This is a genomic window from Oligoflexus tunisiensis (assembly GCF_001748245.1).
Classification (GTDB): domain Bacteria; phylum Bdellovibrionota_B; class Oligoflexia; order Oligoflexales; family Oligoflexaceae; genus Oligoflexus; species Oligoflexus tunisiensis.
On the sequence record NZ_BDFO01000001.1, the window covers coordinates 3302081 to 3325298 of the forward strand.

Below are 23218 nucleotides of genomic sequence, written 5' to 3' on the forward strand. Positions count from 1 at the left end.
CGAAAATGCTTATAACACCCATCTTTCTGTGAGGAGTGATATCCTGCGGAACGAAAACAGTAAAGCGTTCCGTTACCAAAAGACGTCGGTTTGGAAGCCTGCGCTCCAGCCTGAGGTTTGATCGGCATAGACGGAAGACGCGGTCAATCCTTTGAAATCCTCGGACCAGCTGGCATTGGTTACGAAAAAGCTCAGAGTGGGGCGGGCGTAAAATTTGGGCTGGGGATGCAGCTGCAGGGCGATGGTTTCCTTCAGCACGGACCCGTTGAGGTCGGTGATTTCATTATCCACCTGATCGTAGCCGACTTCGAGGGCGGCGCTGGTGATATCGCTGAAATAATAGACAGGACGCACGCCGGCACTCTGCCAGGTGATGCCGTCGCCTTTCACGCCGTCGATCCCGGTTTTCTCCTGCCGATGGATAAGGGCAAACTGCAAGGCGTAAACGTCGCTTTGAATCGTCAGGTTGTTGTTCACTTCCAGCATCGAAGCTTCATTCAGATCGCGAGCCTGAGCCAGGTTCTCGCGGATGGGCCGGCTGTTGAAATCCCCTTGAACCACACTCAAACCCCGGCGATGCATTACCGCCAGCGTATCGGTCGAATCCCCAAATTTCATGTCGAACCAGGCGCCAACACCAGCTCCATCCTCGCTGCGATAACCGAGGATCTTATCTTCGGGACGTTGCGCATAGCCCAGCCAGGTGTTGAGTTGAAGCGTATCGCCCAACGGGATCTTACGCACACGCAAATCGACGAGCCGGGAGTGCAGGGTTCCGGTTTCCGCCGGGTTCACGCGGGAAACGACATCCGGATCCTCATAGTTGAAAAGTGCGAGATCCAAACGCGCTGATCCCAGCTCGAGGTCCTCCATGCCCGCGCCCACATGGGCTCCCTGGCCGACGTTTAGCCAAAAGTGATCATTGATGTGGATATCCATCCTTTGGTAGTAGCGGCGCCCCACCCAAAGATCGAAGGGTCCAAGGTACCGAGCGAACTTAACATAGAATTGAGCTGCGTCCGGGGTCCCCATGTCCGAGCTGCCGCCTACCGGCTGATACCCGGCCAGCATAAAGAAACCCTGGATATAACGACCGGTATCGGTGTTGCCTTCTCCCGAATAGCGATAGTCCCAGGCCAGTTCCAGGGTGGTGTCGGGTTCATTGCCCAGACGATACTTGGCGCTGGCGCCTGGCGCCTGGAATGCAGGCTGGTGGGTGCCTTCAGAGAGGCCCAGGGTGGTGCGGAAATACCCGTGAAACTGAAGATTTTGATCCGCGAGAGCGGGGGCGGCAGAGGCGAGGACGAAGAGACCAATCACTTTCGAAGATGCGTTCATAACAAGTCCTTTGTTCTTGGGGCGGCGCAACGCATGATGCAAGGCTTCATATAGTTCTGAGTGGCAAACAACAATTCGTAATCTTCCTGATGCCCCATGTTTTTTTCTGAGAGGGCGCAGGAATGTATGCAAACCCGGGACGAAAAATTGTCGGAATTCGTGACAGAGCTGTCTGAATTCCAGGGATAGGAAAATGCGGGGTGGGGCTTAACTGCATGATATTCAAGCCGCCGCTCAGCGCAATTTCGATTCGTTAACGCGGCACAAGCCTTGCTCAAGGCCAAAAAGCCAACCCTTGAAAGAGGATCTGTCCATGAAGAAACTTGAACTCGCCCAGATGGTCACGCTCGCTCTCCCCCTGACACTCGCTCTTGGTGCCTGCGGTACCAAACAAGATAGCGAACTCGATATAGTCGGAGGGCGTAATGTGACGGCTGCGGATACCGGTCCTGAGAAAGTTTCCACGGTCGGGCTTAACGGCTGTACGGGAACCATTATCGCTCGCGATCTGATTTTGACCGCCGCGCACTGCTACGACAATTCCGTGCAGGGCGGCTATGTACTCTTCGGTACGCAATTCAACAGCAGCAGCCGCAAAATCGTCCGCATCGCGTCTGCCTCCATCAACCCGGGTTACACGGGCCCTCACAATGATGTGGCCATGCTGAAACTCGCGCAGGAAATTCCGGCGGGCTATAAGCCGGTCAAACTCCTGCCATCCAGTATTCCCCTGACTCCTGGTGATCGCGTTCGCCAGGCAGGCTATGGCAGCAACAATACGGCGAACTCGTTTGGAACCTTGCGGACGGTAGACAGCCAGTATGTGGGCCGAACCGGTTCCGGTGCCTTGGCTGTGCAGAATGGAAGAACCGCGGCGTGTAGTGGCGATTCCGGTGGTCCTTTGTATGTTCAAAAGAATGGTGAATGGTATACCGCTGGGATTACGTCAACCGCCTTGATGGACGCCAACCGCCGCTGTACCGGTGGCAACTACTACACCAGCGTCTCACTTCAGACCAACTTGATTCTCGATATGGCCAAGAAATTGACCGGCCGCGCGAATCCTTTTGATGGTGCTCCGGCTCAAAAGCCTGCACCTGAAGATTTGGGCGCGCCCAACAGTCCAGCCAAGTTCTCGGTTTTGACCAATGTGGTTCAGAGCGGCAGTACCCTGACCGTGCGTGTGAAAAACATCAGCGGCCGGACCGTGAAGAACTGTGAATTCACCCTGACGCCAACCCGTAACGCCTATGGCGTTTATCAGGTGTACTATGATTTGAAACTGATGGTGCCACAGGCGGCCGCCAACCAGGAAATTGATCTTCCGTTCAAGGATCCTTATGAAGGTGCTGCCAACCTGAGTGGGATCGTCAGTACGGAAATCAAGAAAACCTGTGCGGAATAACGGTTACTTTTGAGTCAAAAGACGCGCCGTGTGATCGATGGGCTTCCCCCGCGGTCACACGGCTTGCGTTTTCCCACACTTCATCCCCTTGATCGTCTCCCTCTGAGCCCCTTTAAAAATCCAGACCGATTTTCCATCGTCCGCGCGGAACCGTGCACGGGAATTTCCCGCGCGCGTGAATCGCGAGCGTAGAGTTGAAAGTCATGGTGGAGTTGACGTCAGACTTGAACTCAGTTTACACTGCCTAGGTTTGCCAGACGAAAAGGATCATCATGCCGACCAGGATATTCATTTTAATTCTGACTCTGATCACCGTCAGTTCCTGCCAGACTGCGGACCGCGATGCACGCTACCAGGTGTTGCGCAATGAGCTTAATGCGCGCTTTCCGGTCTCCTATGTCGAAAGTCAGCCCTACAATGTCCTTTATGTCACCAACCGGGCGGCGCGCGGGGCGACGGGGGCTTGTTCGAATGCGGTGTATGGAGTGGCCAAGGGAAGCGATCTGCACTTTGGACTGTGTCGCGTCCAGGTGCCCATCAACCGGCCGGTGGGTTCGCTCAGCAGCGGAACCGATCCCAATGCGGATACGCAGATTAATTTTCAGATGGCGCAGCATCAGGGTTTGAATGCGGATGCTTTTGCTCTGGCTTTGAAAAGTCCTGAGCCCGACGAAATTCTCATATTTGTGCATGGGTTCAATGTTCGCTTTGAGGAAGCTGTCTATCGTGCGGCACAGATTGGTTTTGACGGGAAATATCAGGGGCAACTCGTGCTCTTTTCGTGGCCCGCCGGTGCGGTGCAGCGTTGGATCGAAGGACCTTATCTTTATCGGACCTATCAGGAAAACAAGCGAAATGCCGCAGGCAGTATTCAGGCGTTCGAAGAGCTTCTCACCATGGTGGCTGCCGCCGGGAAACGGGTTCATGTCGTGGTGCACAGCATGGGGCATCAGGTGGTTTTGCCGGCCCTGGCTCGGGCCGCAGACAAGCTGCCGGTGGGAACGATCCAGGAATTGGTATTGAATGCTCCGGATTTTTCCACCCAGGAGTTCAAAAGTCTTTTGCCCGCGATTCGTCAGATTGCGGTGCGCACGACGGTGTACTGCTCGCCGAGCGATAATGCTCTGGCGGCGTCCACACGGGTGAATGGCAATGCCCGTCTGGGGAGCTGCACGCTGATGGATGGGATTGATACGATTGATGTGAGTGAAGTGGATCAGCCCATTTTTGGTCTGGGGGGATTGGGGCATGGTTACTATGCGGGGCGGCCGATCATTGGCGATGTGAGTCAGTTGCTTTTGGGCATGGAGGCACCGCGACGGATGTTTATCAAGCGGACGGTGCCTCAGGTGCATTCGAATTATCGGTTGCGGCCTTAATAAAAGGTTATACCGCCTCAAACAGCACATAACCCAGTACCTGTCGGGCCGCATCCCGACGAGTTTTCGGGATCAGTCGCATCAGGATAGTCCAGGGGAACGCGATAGGAAACGGTCGGCCAAGTCTTTCCGCTTCGTCCATGGCCTTAATGTCCGTGCGCACCTTCCAGCCAAATCCACTGAAGAAGCCGAGCGGGTCCGGATGATGGAACTGAAAAGGCGCATTTTTAAGCTTCTTTTTTAATTTCTTCGGTTGCCGCATAACCTTATTGCTGCGGCGATAGTCCTGAATCCAGAAACGAAAGCTCGGTATCTTGCGGAGGTCTTCAGCCAACTGACCCGCATGCTCGTTGGATAAATAAGGGATCACACCTTCCGTGATAACCAAGGCCGACCTGGTTTGCGAGCCAATCTCACCATACAAGCGCTGGGCCGCCAGGCGATTCGAAACATCAAGCCCGATTCGAGACAATCGGCAGCGCGGGACCTCCTGCGAAAGCTTAATGTTTTTCATGTCAACCATATGGGGAAAATCGATCTCAATCCACTGCAGATCCTTGGGAAGATCGAGACGATAGGGACGTGTATCCAGGCCAGCGCCGATGTTGATCACAGTATCGACGCCAGCACCGATCGCTTCGAAGATAAGGCGGTCAATAGCCACCGTCCTTACCGCCATCATCCAGGCGAGTATCTTTGGATAGGGCATATCCCGGGCTATGACTCTCCCGCGCTCTCCGGTGAGCACCGCTGCGAGAGGGTCATGAAAGAGTGCATCAGGGCGCTCGCTCTCCAGGGCACGGAATGCTGCGACCCAAAGGGCCGTATCAGAGACGTCGGCTATATGTGTTTCAGTCAAGTTTTTGCTCCGTCCAGTGAAGTGATATCAAATCATAGCAAGTTGAGATCTTCTCGTAATCAGCCGTGGTGGCATGCCAGATGCAAAATCCAAGCAGGACATTGTCGAGGAGGCCAGGACAAGTGTATGGTAATCCTGGTCAGCAAAGGAGCCCCAGCGTGCGTGCCTATCCCGTCGATATCTTCCATGGCCTCTTGCAAGGCAAAAGCGTCATCTACGCCGCAGGCCGCCTGGAAAACGGCGAAACCTTCGGTCTGCTCGATGATCGCGTGCCGCCTTGCTTCTATATCCGCACGTCGGACGCGTCGGGTCTGGACGCCTTGTGGCAGAAGCACCGCGCCCAAAGACAGTCCACCGATTGGACCACCATGGATGGCGAGCCGGTGCAGCGCCTGACCTTGCCGACCGTACGGGATTTACGGCTCCTGGAAAAGGACCTCGACCATCGCGGCATCCGGACCTACGAAGCGGACCTTGATTATCCCCAGTTCTATCGCATCCGCACCGGGATTCACGGCATGGTCCGGCTCGAAGGTCTTTGGCAGCCGTCCCGGCACGTCAACCGCTTCTATATCAACCCGACAATGTCAGCGGTGGAAGGCTCACCCGACCTCAGGGTGCTGGCTTTGGATATTGAAACGGATGCCCAGGCCTCACGGCTCCTTGGGCTTTCCCTGGTCAGCTGGCAACTGCAGAGTTCCCAGCGGACGGAGGAGGTGCTGCTGATCGGACCGCCTCGGGCGGATGATCCTCCCGATACCCACGCGCTGCCCGATGAAAAGCAGCTTTTGCAGCGCTTCCGCGAGCGCGTGCTGGCGCTGGACCCCGATATCATCACCGGCTGGAATGTCATTGATTTTGATCTCACCGTTCTGGAGAAGCTTTCGAAAAAGCATGGGATTGAATTCAATCTGGGCCGCACCAAGGAACATTCATTTGGTAAACAGAGCCAGTATTTTGGCAAAGGCCGCATGGTGATCCGCGGCCGGCAGGTGCTGGATGCCTTGCAGATGGTGCGGCATACGCTGACGAATTTCGAGGATCTGCGCTTGAATACGGTGGCTCAGGAACTCCTCGGCCGCGGCAAAACCCTGGCGATTGAGGAATGGGAGGATGCCGCGCAGAAGATCGAACAGGCCTGGCGCTCGGATCGGCCCGCGTTTTGTCAGTATGTCCTGGAGGATTCCCGTCTTGTGCGCGATATCCTGATCAGACAGGGACTTCTGGATCTGACCCTGACGCGCAGTGTCCTCACGCATTTGCCACTGGAAAAAGCCTGGGGCAGCGTCGCCGCATTTGAAACGCTGTATATGGGCGCCCTTCATCAAAGAGGAATGGTGGCCCCGACGCGCGGGATTGATGGCAGCGAGGAGGAGGGTGGAACCGGCGGATTGATTTTGAATCCGGTCGTGGGTTTGCATGAACATGTTCTGGTCTTCGATTTCAAGAGCCTTTATCCCTCGGTGATGCGCACGTTCAATATCGATCCGGTCGCCTTTATCCAGGGCATGAAAGAAGGGGAGGGGATAACGGCCCCGAATGGAGCCGTGTTTGCTCGTGAACCGGCGATCCTGCCCGGGATTTTGCACGAATTCTTCCAGCACCGCGCTGCCGCCAGGGAACGCGGTCAGGCGGCGGCAGCCTATTCGTATAAGATCATCATGAATTCCTTTTACGGAGTGCTCGCCACGGATGCCTGCCGTTTCGCGGACGGGCAGCTGGCGGACGGCATCACCACCCTGGGTCAGAAGCTGCTGCTCTGGATGCAGACGTATTTTACGAAGCGCGGCTTTCAGGTCCTTTATGGAGACACGGATTCCCTGTTTGTGGCCGTGCCGGAACTTTCCACGATGCCGCTCGCGGAACGCCTGGCCCTGGGGCAAAAGCTGAGCCAGGAGGCCAACGAAGCCCTGGCGCAGGCGCTCTGGGCCGAATACCAGGTGGATTCGCATATGGAGCTGGAATTCGAGGAGTATTTTCGGTATTTTTTCCTGCCAGCGGATCGGCAGGGCGGTGGGAGCCGCGCGAAAAATTATGCCGGCCTGCAAAAGGATGAACGCAGCGAAAGACTGGAAATCAAGGGCATGGAGGCCGTGCGTAGCGACTGGACGCCTTTGGCCAGACGCCTGCAGCGTGAGCTTCTCGCGATGCTCTTTCAGCGAACTCCGCCGGCGCAGATGGTCACGCATATCAAGGCGGTGATTCGGGCCATGCAGGCCGGTCAGCTGGATGATGAGCTCGTGTATCGCAAGCGGATCCGTAAACCACTGGAAGCCTATACGCGCACCACGCCTCCGCATATCAAGGCGGCCCGACTTTTGCCCCGAACCGTGCGCGTGGTGCGGTATGTGATGACCAGCGAGGGGCCGCAGCCACTGGGCTTTGTGAAAGCGCCGGTGGATCATGAACACTACAGAATCAAACAGATTCTGCCCATCGTCGAAGGTCTGGCTCCGTTTGCCGGCTTCCGCGCGGATGAGGCCTGCAGCGGCCACACCGCTTTACTCTTCAAGGATGACTATGACGAGGATCACAGCCTCTGATGATAAGAGCCGCAAATCCCGCGGCGCGCAAATGGATCCCCCGAATCGTTTTGAATCCACGCGGATCGAGAAGGACATTCCGCCGGAACCCTGGGACGACCCGGAAAAGGCGGCCACGACCCAGGTGCTCGTGGATCATGCGAAAACGATCCTGACGAAAAATTCGAGCCCCGATATTTGTTTTACCTATAGCATCAACCCCTACCGCGGCTGTGAGCATGGCTGCGCTTACTGCTATGCCCGCCCCACGCATGAAACCCTGGGATTCAATGCCGGGCTGGATTTTGAAACCAAAATCATGATGAAGGCCGAAGCGCCTCGGCTTTTGCGTGAGGCCTTGATGAAAGCCTCCTGGCAACCCGAGCCCATCGCCATGTCGGGCGTTACGGATTGCTATCAGCCGGTGGAACGGCGTTATCGTCTCACGCGAGGCTGCCTTGAGGTTCTGCAGGAATTTCGGAATCCGGTTTCCATCATTACGAAAAACGTTTTGATCCTGCGGGATCTCGATATTCTGGCTCCGATGGCGGAAATGAATCTGGTTGAGGTCTTCATTTCCCTCACCACCGTGGATCGCGAGCTGGCCAGCAAAATGGAGCCGCGTACGCCACCCCCTGAACTCAAGCTGGAAGCCATCCGTCGCCTGAGTGCGGCCGGCATCCCTGTGGGCGTGAACGTGGCGCCGATAGTTCCGGGTCTCACGGATAAGGAATTGCCGAAGATCCTGGAAGCGGCTGCTGCCGCGGGGGCGAAGAGCGCGGGTTATGTGCTCCTGCGTTTGCCCCTGGCGGTGAAACCGATTTTCCTCGATTGGGTGGATCATCATTATCCTCTTCGGGCTCAGCATGTGCGGACCCTGATCGAGGATACGCGGAATGGATCGCTGTATGACAACCGCTGGGGCACCAGGCAAACAGGCGAAGGACCCTATGCTCAGCAGATTCAGACGATGTTCCGCATGTTTCAGCGGAAGTTTGGTTTGGATCACGGGCTTCCTGAGCTGGATGTCTCCCGATTTCGCAGGCCGGGAGAATGGAAACAGCGCGAGCTTTTTCCTGATTCCTGAGGGCGCAAGGCAGGAAATTTACAGGGAAAAGGGCTGATTCTTAAGAATTAAGGGCATTTTTCCGAAAAGAGATCAAGAATCTTCTACACATATGATCCATGGAGTTTGCATGAAAAATGCAGTGGCTTGCCTTCTGTGTTTTCTATTGATGGCCTGTTCCAATTCCAATTTCTCGGGCCGCTCCGAGTCGGACAGCCCTTCCAATGGTGACGCCAAGTCAGAGACTGCACCGGCCGCAACTCCCCAGGAAAACAAGGCAGACCCCGAGGCTTTACCGACAGTGGAGAGCCAGCCTATTGCCACGGACAGTGCCGAGTACAAGGAATGTCTCCTGGCGGTTGGGGGTGATGCGCAATCCGTTGTCACCGTCACGCAGGGTGATGTTGATTTGAGTCAACTGACTCCGAATAGCATCCTTTATTTAGTAGTTCGCGGTCAGGCGAAGATTGATTTGACCGCCCAGGAGATCACAACGCTCAAAGGCGTTTGTATCGATGCTGCGGGCCAGGCGGAATTAACTCTCGATCTCAACGCCACAGTCAGTGCGCTCTTTTATTATGCCAGGGGCGATGCGTCGACCTCTCTCAATTTCAAAGAGACCGGCAGCCTTCTGAAACTCTTAACGGATGTTTCCGGCCAGAGCCGCCTGAGCCTGAGTGGCCAAAAGCTTGTCTGCGGTGCGCTGCAATTTCAGAAAGCCGGTGCCTCGACGGTTGAATGCAATGGAGTCAAGCTCTAAGGATCCACACACCAGACATCTTCTCTTGGACGGACGCGCCCGTTTCGCTAAGATCATTACGTCCCCTGCCAACAACCATGGAGACCTGATCTTATGCGCTCACGCTGGCGGTTATACGCAACCCGTGTCGGAATCCTCGGGCTGTCTGTTCTCTGCTCCACTTGCGGAGGAAAATCCGGGGCCGTGGCCACAGCCATTGCCTGTTCCCTCCTGTCCGCAAGTGTCAATTCCGCATCCTTGACCGTGGGATTAACGCAGACCTTGCTGGGTCAGCTGCAGACAGGATTGAATTTGACAGACGACACGGACACCCTGAACACGCGCATCATGGATGAGATTAACAAGGCCCTGGAAAGCGCCTCACTCAGCGAGCAAATCAATATCAAATCGGTGACGGCCGTGCCGAAGGCCGCTGGGGTCGATGATGGCGTGCGCTTTCTGGAACTCGGTGGAAATCTGGCTCCCGGTGTGAATTTCGCCAGCTCCCTTCTGAAACTTCCCGCTGTTCAGGAGGCCATGGCTTCGTCCCTCCGCCTTGCCGATAACAAGGCCTTTGATTTCGTCGAGGACTCCTTTCGCGTGGCCAAGACCGGCCGCGTGAGTGCACGGCAAAGCAGCGAAGCCTCGCCCAAACAGTGGGCCTATGGACAAACGAGTCTCGATGAGGCCGTCGCGGTCGCTCAGGAACTCGACAATGCCCGCGAACAGGTGGTGGTGGCGGTGATCGACACCGGCGTTGCCATGGACCACCCTGCTCTGACGGACAACATTTATAAGGTGAACGGTGAAGTCAAAGGCTACGATTTCGCCAACAACGATAGCGACCCTTCGGACGATGACGGCCACGGCACCCACTGCGCCGGCATCATTGCCGCGAAAAACGTCGAGGAATCCGGCATGGTCGGTGTCGGTGAAATGCTGGCCCCGGGCCGTGTTCGCATCATGCCGATCAAGGTGCTGGGCAAAAATGGAGGCGGCTCCACGGATGCCATCAATAAAGGCATTCGCTATGCCATGGCCGAAGGCGCTCACGTGATTTCGATGAGCCTGGGCGGTGGCGTCGACTTTCAAAACCTCGTGTCGAGCAACGGCACCGAGAGTCAAATCCTGCGCGATGCGATCGATGCCGGAATCATCGTGGTGGTGGCCGCCGGTAATGAAAACTGCCCGCTCGGTGGCAACTGTAAGCAGCAAACGCTCTTTGTTCTGAGCCAGACGATCGAGGAGTACACGGTGCTGCCCTGTTCCTATAACGGCACCATCTGCGTGGGCGCGTCCGATCCGGATGCGACGCTCGCGTCCTATAGCAACTTTCCTTCGGCCTTGACCAAAGGCGTGGACCCGAGCGTGGTGGATCCCGCCACCAAGCGAACCAGTCCGGATATTACCGCGCCCGGTTCCGCGATCTATTCCACTTATCTGGATAACAGCTACAAATCCCTCGATGGCACGAGCATGGCGACGCCTTATGTCGCAGGACTCGCCGCGCTGTTTCAATTGAAAGCCGCCGCGGATAAACGCAATACGGATGGCACGCCGCAGAAAACTTTCCGCCGTCTTTTACAGGAAGCGGAACTTGCTCTGACGACGGAACAGGACGAAACGCGGAGTCATGTGGGGCAGGTGGATCTCGCCTATTTCATGAAGAAACTGCGGGAACTCAACACCGGTACGCCGGCTGGCACGGCAGAGCCACTTCAGGCGGTGGAGGAGCCGGCTGGGGAAGACGCCGGCGCTGCACCCAATGCCCTGTCGGCAATTTGTGGAGGATGAAAGCCTGAGCTTCAGGCTTTCTTCAAATACGCCGCTACCAGCACAATGCGTGTGCCGTTGACGCGACCTTCAATGTATTTCGGGTCATCGGTCAGGACAATGTTCTTCACGGTTGTGCCGCGTTTGGCGGTAAAATTCGCGCCCTTCACGTCCAGGTCCTTGATCAGGGTCACCGTATCCCCATCGTGGAGCACGGTGCCGTTGCTATCAACGACCTGGGGCTTCGCTTCATCCGATTCACGCGACAAACCCGCTTCCGCCCAGCTTTGCAGCTCATCATCGAGATACATCTGCCCTAAAAGATCCTGAGCCCAGGAATTATCCCCCAATCCCTTGAGCACGCGCCAGGCCAGAACCTTCACCGCATTGTGCTCGCTCCAGATGCTTTCGTTCAAACCATACCAATGTTTATTATCCAGGGTTGCCGGCCTGGTGATGTGATCACGGCAGGTCGCACAGAGCAGGACGTGGGTGTCGAGACTGGGACCCTGGTTCGGCGTCACATCATAGGGCGCAAGGTCGGTGGTGGCGGAACAGAGCTCACAGCGCCCGGACGCGCGTTCCAAAAGATCAGCTTCGATCGACATCGTTGTAGCCCTCCGCGTGGAAAATTCAGCAAACATACAGAAGTGGAACACTTTTTTCAACTGTCACCGGGCCTGGGTAGGCTGATCGACGTGCATATCAGTTGGAAGAAATTCAATAGCGCGCAATTTTAAGCTGACAGCGGATGAGCCTGCTTTTATAAGGGAACAGGTACGATGCGCAACACACACAAGGAGGATTGGAACATGACATACATGAAAGCAGGTCGCATGCTGGCGACCCTTGGCCTGACGGGTGCCGCCTGGATGTCCCAGGTCGCCGGGGCCGAAACACCCTATGAAGGATCACGCTTCCACGACGTCTGGGAGCAGGTGAGTGCGGACCCTTATGCCGTGCTGCCCCAGAACGAGGTGAAAGTTAGCAAATTCTTTGTCGGTTTGAAGGATATGCTCCTCGAAAATTCCAAACGGACGCTCTCAAACCAAAGTGACCTTCTGCCTTATTTCGAAAAACTGGTGCATCCGAACGGCATCTGCCTGAAAGGGACCTGGAACATCACCGAGCCCAATCCCTACACCGGCGCCTTCCGTCAGGGCACGCAGGCTCTGATCATCGCGCGGGCCTCGACGGCTTTGACCAACACCAAGGCAGAGGGCAATCGGGCTTTCGGTTTTGCCGGCAAGATTTTTCCTACGGCCGATGCCTTTCATGATGAGCTGGTGAAAACAGCCAATTTCTTCACCATCGAAGATTTGGGTGGCACCCGCAAGAAACACTATCTCGATTCCGTCAACACCAACGACATCATTCGCATTTCGCCGACCTTCACGGCGTTCATGAAAGGTCTTGAAGGCCTGGTCGTTGCGCGTGACTTCCCTCTGGCGGAAGGCAGCAATCTGCAGACCGCTTTGATTCGTGAACTCTATCCCATCAGTGAGCTTGGTCTCAAGCCGGGCGAGGCGGCCGTCACCCCCATCTGGTTGAAGATCGATGCCGCTGAGGGCATGCCGCGGATTGATGAAAGCGATTTTCGGGATGAGCTGACTCTTGCGAATTATCCGGACGGCCTGCGCTTCAGAATTTCCGTGGCCAGCGAAGGCAGCCGGTTCGGGGACAAGGCCTGGCAGACGATAGGATTTATAGATGTGGAGGACACGGTGGTGTCGGAAAGCTGTGATCATCGGCTGCACTTCGCGCATCCGCGGGCGCGGAAGAAGTGGTGACTCCTTCTGTTCCCTCCCGGATTTGAAGCCCCAAAGCCCTTGCCAAATCCTTTTTCTTGCGCGTGACATCAGCCAACGTCACATCATCCAGGACCTGCAGAAAAGCATCACGGGCCCGCTGCAAAGCGGGCTGCAGGCCACAGAGGCCTACGATCGGGCAGGTGTTGGTTGAGGAATTCAAACATTCCACAACTTCAAAGTGCGGTTCCATCCGGCGGATGACGGCGCCCATGGAAATTTTTTCAGGCGGCATGGCCAGACGAATGCCCCCATTGCGTCCGCGCGTCGTTTCAATAAAACCGAGCTGCCCCAGGCGATGAACGACTTTCACCAGATGATTCTGGGAAATGGCGAAGGCTCTGGCAATTTCTTCGATCGAAGAGCGTGTCTCCTGACCGACTGCGAGATGAATCAGAACGCGACAGGCATAATCCGCGTGCAATGAAAGCTGCATGTGCGTGCTCCAAAAAAATATTGGTTGCCAGCAGGAGATATGAAGATATATTAGAAATACATCTTATTTCAATCCTAAAGTGGAGCCTGCACTTCTATGGTTTCTTTGTATGAAAAGCTGGGTGGACAAAATGCAGTGGATGCCGTTGTTGAGACCTTCTATCGCAAAGTTTTGACCGATGAGCGCGTCATGGATTATTTTGATGATGTGGACATGGACGGTCAGATCGCCAAGCAAAAAGCATTTTTGACCATGGTCTTTGGGGGCCCGGTCTCCTATTCCGGCAAGGATATGCGTGACGGTCACCGCCAACTGGTGGCGCGTGGGCTCAACGACAGCCATGTGGATGCCGTGGTTGAACTGCTGGGCGCGTCCCTCGCCGAGCACGGCGTGAATGCCGACGACATTGCCCAAATTGCCAGCATTGCCAACAGCGTCCGCGGCGACGTTCTCAATCGACCCAACTGAGAGGGGTTCATGGACCTTAAGATAAAGTATCAGGGACGTGCCGCACCCTTTTCTCGTGGCGATACGGTACTGGAGGCACTGGAACGTTCGGGTGTTCCGGTTTCCTCATCCTGTCGGGCGGGAGCCTGCCAGTCCTGTCTGATGCGCGCGACCGAAGGCGTGGTGCCGGCAGCCGCGCAGGCGGGACTGAAAGAATCGCTGAAGAAGACCGGGCACTTTCTTTCCTGCATTTGTCGACCCGATCAAAACATAAGCTGTGAACCCGCTCACTCTGCGCCTTTTCAAGGGCCGGTCCACATCCAGGAGATCAGACCGATCGGCCCTGATGTGGTTTTGGTTCAATTGTCGAGGCCTGCCGCGCTGGAATTTATTCCGGGGCAGTTTGTGACTTTGAAACGTTATGATGGAGTGGCCAGGAGCTATTCCATTGCATCTCAGGCGACTCAGGATGATACGATCGAGATCCATGTGCGTCTCGTGCCCCAGGGGCAGCTGAGCAGCTGGTTTCATACCCAGGCTCAGCCCGGAGATGAACTCTGGCTGGAAGGGCCGAAGGGGGATTGCACCTACTATCCCGGCCAGCCCGATGAGCCTCTGATACTCGTGGGAACAGGCACCGGCATCGCTCCTCTGTATGCGATCGCACTCGATGCCTGTTTACAGGGGCATACGGGCCCGATCTCGATCTATCATGGAGCCCTTTCTGAGGAACGGCTCTATCTGGTCGATGAGCTGAGCACACTGATCAAATCGTACCCGAATGTGAACTATGTGCGCTGCGTCCGCAATGGTCCGGCTACGTCCCCGGTCAGGGTTGGTGAATTGAAAGACATAGTGATGGCGGAGCTGGCGGATCCAAAGCATAAGCGCGTTTACCTCTGTGGTGATCCCGGGCTTGTGCGCATTCTGAAAAAACACATCTTCCTCGCTGGTGTCAGCATGAATCGCCTGCATGCGGATCCTTTTGTGGGAACTGGATCGTAGCTCGACACTGTGATCTTCCCGTACACCCCACTTTGACCTGAGGCATGTTTTTTAATAATAAACACTGAACCTTACCAAATGTAAGAATTGGTTTAAGCTTTGCATTGTGGCCAATTATCTTCCCTTAAGAAGGTGAAAAAGGAACATAAAATGGCCACACCACCTATTCCAATTCTGTTGATATGCCTATTGGCAGTGCTCACGGCATGCGACTCCAAAAAGAAGCTGCAGAACAATCCCGAACAGACCGCGGATCAGAATTCAGATCAGGATCCGGTTCCACCCACGCCTCCTCCACCGCAATACATCGATTTCTCGGTCAAACTCATCGGTCTCGCCAATCTTGATCGTGACAATGGCCTGTCGGAAGATTTTTCCGCGCCTCTTTCCAGCAAGGAAAACGATCTTTTGGAATGGGAAATGCCGGAAGAACAGCGGCAGCTGATTGGGGAGGACGGCAAAATCCGTTTGAAACTGCCCGACGGAGGCAATCTCATTCGCGTATGGCACGATGATGAATTGGTGCTCGGGAAAGGTGGCGATCCGAGCTACGTGATCGAAGATACGGCGTCAATCGCGCTGAAATTTGACTTCGGTGGCTTCAATGCCGCCGGCAAAATCATTGTCGAACAGCTTGACAAGGACGATAAAGTCCTCGGAACGGGTCAAATCCTTCTGCAAGCGGCGCCGCTCATTATGAACCATCATCTCCAGCCTTCGGAACGGGTTTTTGCCCTGGAAATACCTGGCAATGAGGCCTTTATCACCAAACTGAAAGAGGTCCTGGGTGACCAGTTCACAGCTCTTTCCAGTACGACCTATGACCAGGACGTTTGGGTTCAGGATGAAATTGAATTCGCCACCAGTGTGGATGAAAAGGGAAAACGTCAGGATATCATCATCGACTCCATCCGGGATCGTGGTTTGAAGCCTCTGGCCTCGAATATCTCCAAACCGGAGGGAGTTATTAAAGCCTGGGGGAACCCCAGCCAGGCGACGACTTTTGATTCATTTGGAAACCTTGAGACGAGTCCACCCATTAAAGTGGATGGCGTCAACTATCCGTTTGGACGAATATACTACGGATCCAATGGAAAACGAGGGGAAGGTTTGAATCCTATCCTGGCTGATTTCCTGGCTTCCCAAACGATCCAGAAGCCTTTTGCCATCGACACGGCCTGGCTGTGTGTCGGGCACGTCGATGAAATTTCAAGTTTTGTTCCATACTCATCGTCCCCCAAAGGTTTTAAGCTCCTGCTCGCTGATGTCACGGAGGCCTATAAACTTCTGGAAAGCGTCCCGGCTACGACGGCCTTGCCGAAGTATACGCAACGCTATCGCTATGCCACTGTTGGAGCTATTTTGGCTGACAATGCCCTCCGAACTCTGAATGAGAATCTGCAGGCCACCATACTGGATGGCCTGACGGAAACCTTTAAGAAAGAGCTGGGTCTGGACGACACAGACATCATAAAAGTGCCGTCCCTGTTTGAAAATGATTCGTGTAATGATGGAACGTATGTGGCCCTCGTTCCGGGTATGGTCAATTTTCTGATTGCGAATGACAGCAACAACGTCCCGAACCTTTTTGTTCCGGATCCTTTCATCCGCGCCTCAACCACGAATCAGGCCGGAGATCCCTTTATCAAGAAATTCGCCGATTCCATGCCCAAGGACGTCGTTGTTCACTTTGTGGATGACTGGGAAACTTACCACCTGGCTGAAGGGGAACTGCACTGTGGATCCAATACGCAGCGTAAGCCCATCGCGGATTGGTGGAAAACGGAAAACCTGTTAACAAAAACGAGCGAATAAAAGCAGAATTTTTGGAGAATCCCATGTCTCATATACAGCGCGTCCTCGTACCTGGTGCATTAGGAATACTCTTCGTCATATTGTGCCAAAAGGTTTTGAAGGCCAACCAGACTGGCGAGCCGCAGGATCATAAATTTTATGCGCGTGGAGGTTATGCCGGTCAAGCGACTCCACCGGCCCCTGACGATCCGTCGGCTGGCAAGACCCCTTGGCAAACCCGGATCATGGCGGACATGGAGGCCTTCAAAAAAGAGAACAACAAGGACTACCAGGCCCTCATGGAACTGCGGCCAAGGATCACGCGCAGTCGTTCCCTGAAATTTATTGATGCAAGGCTGGCCCATCCCCGGGCGGCATCTGTCCTCCTTTATAGGCTGATGAACGATAATGCCAAACCTGAGGTCCGTGAGGCTCTGGTGGCGGCGATTTCACAAAGCTCAGGGGAATATGCCGATGCCATGCTGGACCTTATGGCGAAAGAGCCCGCGGCTGCGGTCCGCGCCCGGATGGTTTCCGTCCTGCGTCATGCCGATGAACAGGCGACATTGCAAGGGCTCCAGCTGGGATTCAAAGACCCGTCCCCCCTGGTCCGAGCCGCGGCGGCCCGAACCATAGGGAAACTGGAAAAGAACCCCCAGCTTTCCAATCTCTTGATGACGAACCTTAAGGATCAGGACTCCACTGTGCAGATTGCTGCGATCCAGTCGGCCCGGATCCTGAAGCTTTCGGAAGCCAGTGGCACCCTGGAGGCCCTGCTCAGTTCATCGAACCCTTCCGTTCGTCTGGAAAGTCTTTATGCCATCGGACAGCTGGCTCCTGACGTCCTGGGGCGAGTTCCCAATCTGGAAAAAGATGCCGATCATAAGGTTTCCTCAGCGGCCATCCGCTTGCGCCATGAGGCCGGTTTCAGAGGACCTCCTCCTCTGAAGTAAAGGCTTCAAGGGGTGACATAACCATAAGACAAAAGACTCGGCTGCCGCCCGGCGCGTTCGTAAGCGGCCTTGGCCCGCGCGAGTTCATCCTGGGCCGGCGAATCCCCCTGGATTCCATAAAGCCGGGCCGCGTTGCCCCCAAGGATCTGCTGTTTGATCGGACCGGTTTCCGATCCCAGCATGGGAAACCCAAATTTTTCATGAAGGTCCTGTGGCATCTCGATGCGGCGGAAGGCTTCAATCTGCCACTGCGGTGACCCATACCAGACCGAATCCGTGCCCCACAGCACATGATCCGCTCCCATGCCCTTGATCAGCGTTCCCACGAGCCCAGCCGCGTGCCGGGGGTGCGTGACCGCCGAGGTGGCAAACGCGGTTCCCAGCTCACCATAGACGTTGGATACACCGTATTTCTGGGGTATTTCGGCCAGGTCCGTGACCCAATCGATCCTGCCGGTTCGTTCGAACTCCTGCAGATGAAATTCCGGCAGCTGACTCATGGGTTTCAAGCCGGAATGATAAATAATGAAATTGAGCTGCGGCCAATCGCGAGCGGCCGGCCCCACATCGTCCACCCGGGCGAAGGGCCAGGTTTTGGGAAAGGCTTGCTGATAGTCGAGCGGCAGGAGGCCCTTATGAATACAGATGTTCCGAATGCCGGCCTTCACCATCTTTTCATAGGCGGGATACATCAGAGCCTCATCATCCAGACGCCAGGGAAAGGCTGAATCACGGAACGGATCCCCGATGGTATAGCCCTTCCAGCTGTCGGGATGAATTTCGGCGATCGCCCGATCGATCTCGTCCAGCCAGCCCGGCTGTCCTGGTGTGATAATAAAGTGCCCATAGAGACGTTTGGATCCGGCGGTGGCATTCACAATACTCCGCGCGCGAGCCAGCTCGTCGTTCGAGATGAACCAGTTGTCCTTGTTATCAGAGGGGGCACTGCTCAGCAGTCCGATTTTGGTATCGCTGTCGAGATAAATTTCCTTCAGAAAATTCTCGAAGCGCAGCATCTCAAAGGTGGTCTTCTCGCCTTTGATGGCGGGATTCAAAAACTGGGCTGCATACTGCCGAAGCTGCAAAATGCCAGGTTCATCATAATCATCGCTCACAAAATGCAGCTGAACATCAAAGATGAATTGATCTTTCAAACGCAGACGCCTTGCCTCCGCCTGATCCAGGTCATGCGCTTCCGCGATATCGGTGCGAAACAGCTCGCCGTAAACGGAATTCATCACGACAAAAGCCAGGGCCATGCCCGAGCTGGAACGCAAAAAGCTCCGGCGATCCAAGCCCATTTTTCGGGAATGGCTGTCGGCCTTTTCGCGAATCAGCGCGGCGACTCTTTTCTGATCCTCGGTTCGCGGCAGGGGATTGAATTCACCATTGGAAATAATCTGAGTAGGAATGGGGAGGGGATCTTTATCAAAGGCTGCGAGCGTGAGAGATTTTCTGATGCCGTCGTCTATCCAGCAGGACATGGTAACCTCCTTGAAGTGACAGATCCCCTAGTCATAACGAAATCAAATTCAGAGTGAAACTGGGGAGGTTACCAGGGCACGCTGTTTCCGACTCTTGCTTATAAAGTGAGCATTCAACTCGGCTAACTCTCTTCATTCCTATCATCTATGAAAATCTTGTCATGATCATTCATACTGGTTAAGCTCGTAGTACGATTTTATCGAGAGGAGTCACATGCTTTCGAAGCATGATTGCAGTCGAAGGGGTTTTTGCCGCCTTCTGGCTGGTGCATTGCCTTTGCTGTCGTATTCTCCCATGCCTTTGCTCGCCCAGGGTAGAAGGGAAAATGAACCTCACTTTTTTCTTAACTTCATCATCTCAGGTGGTGTGGATGCCAGCTACCTGTTTGATGCAAGACCGTTGCAAATGACCGACGCCGGAAAGATTCAAAACTATCTCTACAAGAATGCAGCGAGTGGCATTCCGGTCCTGAACGATCCCACTCCTTCGCGTTGGACGGGAACCAACGGCGGCACAACGCTGGTCACGCCTCTGGTTCAGAAGCTTGAACCCTGGCGTCAGCATTTTTCCATACTCAACGGCGTCATCATGCTGGCCAATGGACTCGTTGGGCACGGACAGAACATGTATTTTCTGTTCAACGGTCAGAGCGGAAACGGTTCGTCTTTCGTACCGATCGTGGGGCATACCCGCGGCGCGCCTCTGGATTCTGTTCATATCGGTGGGTTTGAAGGCGATGCGAATGAGCCTCCGCAGAATTTTTCGGGCAGTGTCGTTCTCAGTGCCGGTGCGGGTCTGGCTCTGGCTCAGGACCTGAGGCAGGGCCCTGCCCTCGATCTGTCCAGCCGAACATCGGCCTTTATCCAGCAGCGCCTCGCGGCCAATGGCTCAGGGAGCGGGCTTTTTTCCCAGGGATCCAGTAAACTCCTGGGCGGATTGCAGAGGGCTCCGCAACTTGCCGAAGCCTTGAAGTCGGTCAAGGACGATCCGGATTTGTCAGGTCTGGAGGCTTCTCTGGGTGTCGCGTTCCAGTATTTCACGCGGGGCGTCACCAACTGCATGACGATCATGGTGGATCATGATCCTGATATCGACACCCATGATGGGGGGAGCGCTCAGGATCAGTTGAGCAAATATCAGGTGATCGTTGACGAATTGGCTTTGATTTTCGACTGGCTCACGAAAACACCGCTCGATGCAACGAGCGGCCGAAGCCTTTTGGATGTCACCACGGTGATGATCAGCTCCGAGTTTTCCCGGACCATGCGCCAGCAGGGGCAGAAAATCGACGCCACCGGCACCGATCATAATCCTCTGACAAACACGGTGCTCTTGGCTGGGAAACGGATCCAGGGCGGCCTCATCGTTGGCGGCAGCGATCTGCAGGAGCTGGGTGCCGATGGTAATTTCGCCAATGTGTCCAAGGCGCATTTGAATCAGGATCCTGCGCTGATGAGCATCATGGGGCGGCCGCTCGATTTCGATCGCCTCCTGCCAAGGCCTGGTCTTCCTGAAACTTTTGTTCTCGAGGATTATCTGACCTTTCCCTCGGTCGTGAACACCCTCTTTTATCTGTCGGGTGTGAAGGAAGAGTCCTATTTCCGGGCCGGCCCTGGCAGTGCCCGGACGGCCCCTGTGTTGACCAAACTTCTCAAGAATGCTTGATGCAAAGGATGGATGCATGAGTTACCGAGCGCTCCTGATCCGGTTCATGGCAAGCTCCGCGCTCCTGTTCAGCCTGCCGGCCTGGAGTCAGACGGTGGAAGACCCCTGGGAAAAGAGCCGCTGGATTCATAAGGTGGCCAAGGCTTTGGGGCAGGAGGGCGGCCTCGGTGAAGGCGATCAGCTGGACCAGCTCCTGCAGATGGAGCGGGAACAGATCGTCGATACGTTCATGAACAAGCCTACGTTTGGCGACGCGAGCCTCGCGGCTTTCCTGCACTTTTTTGGACGAAGTGTTGATACGATCAAGTCGGTCGATCCCGAAGCCGCGGGATACCGTTACCATCCTATCGCGTTTGCTGTGCCGCAGGCCCTGGCTTCAGCTCGCAGCGTTTTGGACAATCGCGAGTTGGAAATGTTCGTGGCGCATCCGTCCCTGGTTCTTGCGGCCATGACAGCGCCGCAGTCCATTTTTGGTCCTCTTCCGGAGCATGAACAGCGAGCCAAAATTCTGGAGGTCATGCTCCGCACTGTCGATAGCGCCCTGGAGACCCTGGCTCAGGGGGACAAGCTGAAAACCTGCGAACAGCTCTATGACCTTTATCAGATCTTCAGCGATCAATTGGGATTTACCTACGCGGGTTTCGATCCACGTCTTGAGGAATTGATTCGCAGTGAATGGCTCGCCCTTCTGGTCGAGGATCCCTGGGGATACTCCATGCGTCCAACTCTTTGCAGCCGGAGTGATACCACCACCGTCGACCTTCATGCGCCGCTGGTCGCGATCCGGGGCGCCTGGCAGTCATTTTTTGATCAGATTCCCCTGGGCGGGACGGTAGAAAGCGTGAAGGACCTGATCGTCTTCACGACGCCGTCCACACTGCCTCCCTTGACCCAGGCTTTCACGCGGGAAGGATTCTGGGAAAAGTTGCGCAATACGTCCACCAACTTCAATCGCAAACGATCCGCCTACATGCTGCGCACCTACTTTTGCGATGAACTCGGTCCCATAGCCGTGGAGCCTTCGCAGCATTCCAGCGGCCGCCACGCCAGTGATCCCGCCTGTCTCTCCTGTCATTACAAAATGGATCCCCTCGCGGGCCTGTTTCGCAATTACGGGATGCAGGGCACTGATTTTGAGGGAATCGAACCCTTCATGTTTGACGACTTCATTGAACTGGAAGGCGAACGCCTCCAGTCGTATTACCGTTCCTGGAAGAATGAAAGCGATGAGTGGGTCGTCGGCTACTATGTGGAGCCCGGCGTTCCCCATCCCGGCTGGAAGGGGGATCGGCTGAGTGACTTTTTCGAATTCGCGAAAACGGCCAAGGATGTGCAGCAGTGCTTTGTTCGCCGCATGGCGGAGCACTTCGTCGGGCCAGCCCTTGCGTATGATGGAGCCTGGCTGAATGAGCTGACGGACGATTATATGCGTGCCTCGAACAGCGGCGTCGGTTTCAAGAATCTCGTGAAGCGTCTGGTTTTAAGTCAATCGTTCGCGACCTTCGATCCCGTGCCAGGAACCTGCTATGACGTGCCGGCCAACACTCCAGCCAATCGGCCTCCCTGCGTTGTGGCTTCCATCGTGCAGGGTAACTGCAAAAGCTGCCACAATTCAGGATTTTCCTCGGGCGGTCTGGACCTTTCGCAATGGGTCGATATCGGGTCAGGCGTCTTCAGTTTTCCTCACAAGAAAAATGGTGTGCAACTCGACCGTAAAGCCAGTCTGGAGATTTTGCGCAAGCGGATCACCGGCACAACATTGGGGCCCAAGATGCCGCCGGGTCGCATCATGGTTCCCACCGAGCGCCAGAAACTTTATGAATGGCTGAGCCAAATTCTGGAACAATGAGTTAAGGAATCGACATGAAAAGATGGTTGTCCACTTTCACGGTCTGCCTGCTGTTTGGATGTGGAACGCGCCAGGACGAAGGCCAGCGTCTGCATTCGGCTGAATCCGAACGCTGGAGTCGACGCACAGGGGAGTTTGAAGGCTATGAGGCGATCAATCGTTTGATTGAGAACCGATTTCTGGCAGCGGCGGCGAACGGTAAACCGCAATTCCGTATCGAGGAGATGGGGGGTCCGGGTATCTATGAGGTGCGCACGCTGCTCGGCTACTTTGATAACAGCAGCGACGTCAGCGCGTTTCGGGGCGGCGGGCCGAATCCTTTCAACGCCATGCTCTGGTATAACCAGATCGCAGTTTTTTCCAAGGCCATCGGTCGCATCTGCCTCCAGCTGCCGGCCAACGGGAAGCAGGTCGTTGTCAAAGGCAACGACGGGGACGTAACCTATACGTTGCAAGCAAAGCTCATAGGTTTGATACCGGATCTGTGCGAATGGAAGCAGCCTGATGAGATCATGAAGTCCAAGCTGTCGGAGCTTTGGCTGCAGGTTATGAGTTACGATGCACCCCGCGCAGAACAGGAGGCTTGGCTGAAGTTTTTCCTTGAGGGTGCGGATGACTTTGCTTCCAGCCAGGAGCGTGTCTCGGCCCTGTTTGAGACCATGCTGATGAATCCGTTTTTTCTTTTGCAGGAATAG

Annotated in this window: 19 protein-coding genes; 14 read left to right on the top strand and 5 right to left on the bottom strand. The window is 55.3% G+C overall.

Features of this window, described 5'->3' with window-relative positions:
- Positions 1-72: 72 nt before the first annotated feature.
- Positions 73-1338: a carbohydrate porin gene (locus OLTU_RS13850; RefSeq protein ID WP_141733357.1), complete on the bottom strand. Its 1266-nt coding sequence runs from the start codon at positions 1336-1338 to the stop codon at positions 73-75.
- Between the two features lie 313 nt (positions 1339-1651).
- Here OLTU_RS13850 and OLTU_RS13855 point away from each other — a divergent pair, with 313 nt between their 5' ends.
- On the top strand, positions 1652-2743 hold the full coding sequence (locus OLTU_RS13855) for a S1 family peptidase (protein ID WP_141733358.1): 1092 nt from the start codon (positions 1652-1654) through the stop codon (positions 2741-2743).
- Between the two features lie 272 nt (positions 2744-3015).
- A complete protein-coding gene (locus OLTU_RS13860; protein WP_141733359.1) occupies positions 3016-4122 on the top strand; it encodes an alpha/beta hydrolase in 1107 nt (368 codons plus the stop codon).
- A gap of 7 nt (positions 4123-4129) precedes the next feature.
- Here OLTU_RS13860 and OLTU_RS13865 read toward each other — a convergent pair whose 3' ends face one another.
- Positions 4130-4981 (bottom strand): class I SAM-dependent methyltransferase, encoded by an 852-nt coding sequence (locus OLTU_RS13865; RefSeq protein WP_141733360.1) that lies wholly within the window; start codon positions 4979-4981, stop codon positions 4130-4132.
- Between the two features lie 158 nt (positions 4982-5139).
- Here OLTU_RS13865 and OLTU_RS13870 point away from each other — a divergent pair, with 158 nt between their 5' ends.
- From OLTU_RS13870 to OLTU_RS13885, 4 genes are all read left to right on the top strand, one after another.
- On the top strand, positions 5140-7524 hold the full coding sequence (locus tag OLTU_RS13870; RefSeq protein WP_176736611.1) for a DNA polymerase II: 2385 nt from the start codon (positions 5140-5142) through the stop codon (positions 7522-7524).
- Positions 7502-8590, top strand: a complete 1089-nt coding sequence (locus OLTU_RS13875) for a PA0069 family radical SAM protein (protein WP_141733362.1) — start codon at positions 7502-7504, stop codon at positions 8588-8590. The genes OLTU_RS13870 and OLTU_RS13875 overlap by 23 nt, the downstream gene beginning before the upstream one ends.
- A 109-nt stretch (positions 8591-8699) precedes the next feature.
- Entirely contained in the window at positions 8700-9329 is a 630-nt protein-coding gene (locus tag OLTU_RS13880; RefSeq protein ID WP_141733363.1) for a hypothetical protein, read from the top strand.
- Between the two features lie 183 nt (positions 9330-9512).
- Entirely contained in the window at positions 9513-11102 is a 1590-nt protein-coding gene (locus OLTU_RS13885) for a S8 family serine peptidase (protein WP_176736612.1), read from the top strand.
- A gap of 11 nt (positions 11103-11113) precedes the next feature.
- Here OLTU_RS13885 and OLTU_RS32660 read toward each other — a convergent pair whose 3' ends face one another.
- On the bottom strand, positions 11114-11689 hold the full coding sequence (locus OLTU_RS32660) for a PhnA domain-containing protein (protein ID WP_141733365.1): 576 nt from the start codon (positions 11687-11689) through the stop codon (positions 11114-11116).
- Between the two features lie 204 nt (positions 11690-11893).
- Between OLTU_RS32660 and OLTU_RS13895 the strand changes: the two genes are divergently transcribed.
- Positions 11894-12871, top strand: coding sequence for a hypothetical protein (locus OLTU_RS13895; protein WP_141733366.1), 978 nt, complete (start codon positions 11894-11896; stop codon positions 12869-12871).
- Here the strand turns inward: OLTU_RS13895 and OLTU_RS13900 are convergent.
- Complete coding sequence (locus OLTU_RS13900) at positions 12786-13325, bottom strand: RrF2 family transcriptional regulator (RefSeq protein WP_141733367.1); 540 nt, start codon at positions 13323-13325, stop codon at positions 12786-12788. The two genes, OLTU_RS13895 and OLTU_RS13900, sit on opposite strands and share 86 nt — an antisense overlap.
- A gap of 96 nt (positions 13326-13421) precedes the next feature.
- Here OLTU_RS13900 and OLTU_RS13905 point away from each other — a divergent pair, with 96 nt between their 5' ends.
- The 4 genes from OLTU_RS13905 to OLTU_RS13920 all read left to right on the top strand — a co-directional run bounded on the left by OLTU_RS13905 (position 13422) and on the right by OLTU_RS13920 (position 17524).
- The gene (locus OLTU_RS13905; RefSeq protein ID WP_141733368.1) at positions 13422-13793 is read left to right on the top strand and encodes a group I truncated hemoglobin; all 372 of its coding nucleotides are present in this window, start codon (positions 13422-13424) and stop codon (positions 13791-13793) included.
- 9 nt (positions 13794-13802) lie between these two features.
- Positions 13803-14777 (top strand): FAD-binding oxidoreductase, encoded by a 975-nt coding sequence (locus OLTU_RS13910; protein WP_141733369.1) that lies wholly within the window; start codon positions 13803-13805, stop codon positions 14775-14777.
- A gap of 150 nt (positions 14778-14927) precedes the next feature.
- Complete coding sequence (locus OLTU_RS13915) at positions 14928-16592, top strand: protein-arginine deiminase family protein (RefSeq protein WP_141733370.1); 1665 nt, start codon at positions 14928-14930, stop codon at positions 16590-16592.
- Positions 16593-16615: 23 nt separating this feature from the next.
- Positions 16616-17524, top strand: a complete 909-nt coding sequence (locus OLTU_RS13920; protein ID WP_141733371.1) for a HEAT repeat domain-containing protein — start codon at positions 16616-16618, stop codon at positions 17522-17524.
- 5 nt (positions 17525-17529) lie between these two features.
- Here OLTU_RS13920 and OLTU_RS13925 read toward each other — a convergent pair whose 3' ends face one another.
- Positions 17530-19008 (bottom strand): amidohydrolase family protein, encoded by a 1479-nt coding sequence (locus OLTU_RS13925; protein ID WP_141733372.1) that lies wholly within the window; start codon positions 19006-19008, stop codon positions 17530-17532.
- Positions 19009-19222: 214 nt separating this feature from the next.
- Between OLTU_RS13925 and OLTU_RS13930 the strand changes: the two genes are divergently transcribed.
- The 3 genes from OLTU_RS13930 to OLTU_RS13940 are packed head-to-tail and all read left to right on the top strand — an operon-like array spanning position 19223 to position 23218.
- Positions 19223-20674, top strand: coding sequence for a DUF1501 domain-containing protein (locus tag OLTU_RS13930; RefSeq protein WP_141733373.1), 1452 nt, complete (start codon positions 19223-19225; stop codon positions 20672-20674).
- A 16-nt stretch (positions 20675-20690) separates the two neighbouring features.
- Positions 20691-22523, top strand: coding sequence for a hypothetical protein (locus OLTU_RS13935; protein WP_141733374.1), 1833 nt, complete (start codon positions 20691-20693; stop codon positions 22521-22523).
- 14 nt (positions 22524-22537) lie between these two features.
- A complete protein-coding gene (locus OLTU_RS13940) occupies positions 22538-23218 on the top strand; it encodes a hypothetical protein (protein ID WP_141733375.1) in 681 nt (226 codons plus the stop codon).

Coding starts and splice junctions, on each gene's coding strand:
- OLTU_RS13935 (WP_141733374.1), top strand. CDS start 20,691: ATGAGTTACCGAGCGCTCCTGATCCGGTTCATGGCAAGCTCCGCGCTC.
- OLTU_RS13910 (WP_141733369.1), top strand. CDS start 13,803: ATGGACCTTAAGATAAAGTATCAGGGACGTGCCGCACCCTTTTCTCGT.
- OLTU_RS13930 (WP_141733373.1), top strand. CDS start 19,223: ATGCTTTCGAAGCATGATTGCAGTCGAAGGGGTTTTTGCCGCCTTCTG.
- OLTU_RS32660 (WP_141733365.1), bottom strand. CDS start 11,689: ATGTCGATCGAAGCTGATCTTTTGGAACGCGCGTCCGGGCGCTGTGAG.
- OLTU_RS13860 (WP_141733359.1), top strand. CDS start 3,016: ATGCCGACCAGGATATTCATTTTAATTCTGACTCTGATCACCGTCAGT.
- OLTU_RS13850 (WP_141733357.1), bottom strand. CDS start 1,338: ATGAACGCATCTTCGAAAGTGATTGGTCTCTTCGTCCTCGCCTCTGCC.
- OLTU_RS13905 (WP_141733368.1), top strand. CDS start 13,422: ATGGTTTCTTTGTATGAAAAGCTGGGTGGACAAAATGCAGTGGATGCC.
- OLTU_RS13925 (WP_141733372.1), bottom strand. CDS start 19,008: ATGTCCTGCTGGATAGACGACGGCATCAGAAAATCTCTCACGCTCGCA.
- OLTU_RS13895 (WP_141733366.1), top strand. CDS start 11,894: ATGACATACATGAAAGCAGGTCGCATGCTGGCGACCCTTGGCCTGACG.
- OLTU_RS13940 (WP_141733375.1), top strand. CDS start 22,538: ATGAAAAGATGGTTGTCCACTTTCACGGTCTGCCTGCTGTTTGGATGT.
- OLTU_RS13855 (WP_141733358.1), top strand. CDS start 1,652: ATGAAGAAACTTGAACTCGCCCAGATGGTCACGCTCGCTCTCCCCCTG.
- OLTU_RS13915 (WP_141733370.1), top strand. CDS start 14,928: ATGGCCACACCACCTATTCCAATTCTGTTGATATGCCTATTGGCAGTG.
- OLTU_RS13900 (WP_141733367.1), bottom strand. CDS start 13,325: ATGCAGCTTTCATTGCACGCGGATTATGCCTGTCGCGTTCTGATTCAT.
- OLTU_RS13875 (WP_141733362.1), top strand. CDS start 7,502: ATGACGAGGATCACAGCCTCTGATGATAAGAGCCGCAAATCCCGCGGC.
- OLTU_RS13880 (WP_141733363.1), top strand. CDS start 8,700: ATGAAAAATGCAGTGGCTTGCCTTCTGTGTTTTCTATTGATGGCCTGT.
- OLTU_RS13920 (WP_141733371.1), top strand. CDS start 16,616: ATGTCTCATATACAGCGCGTCCTCGTACCTGGTGCATTAGGAATACTC.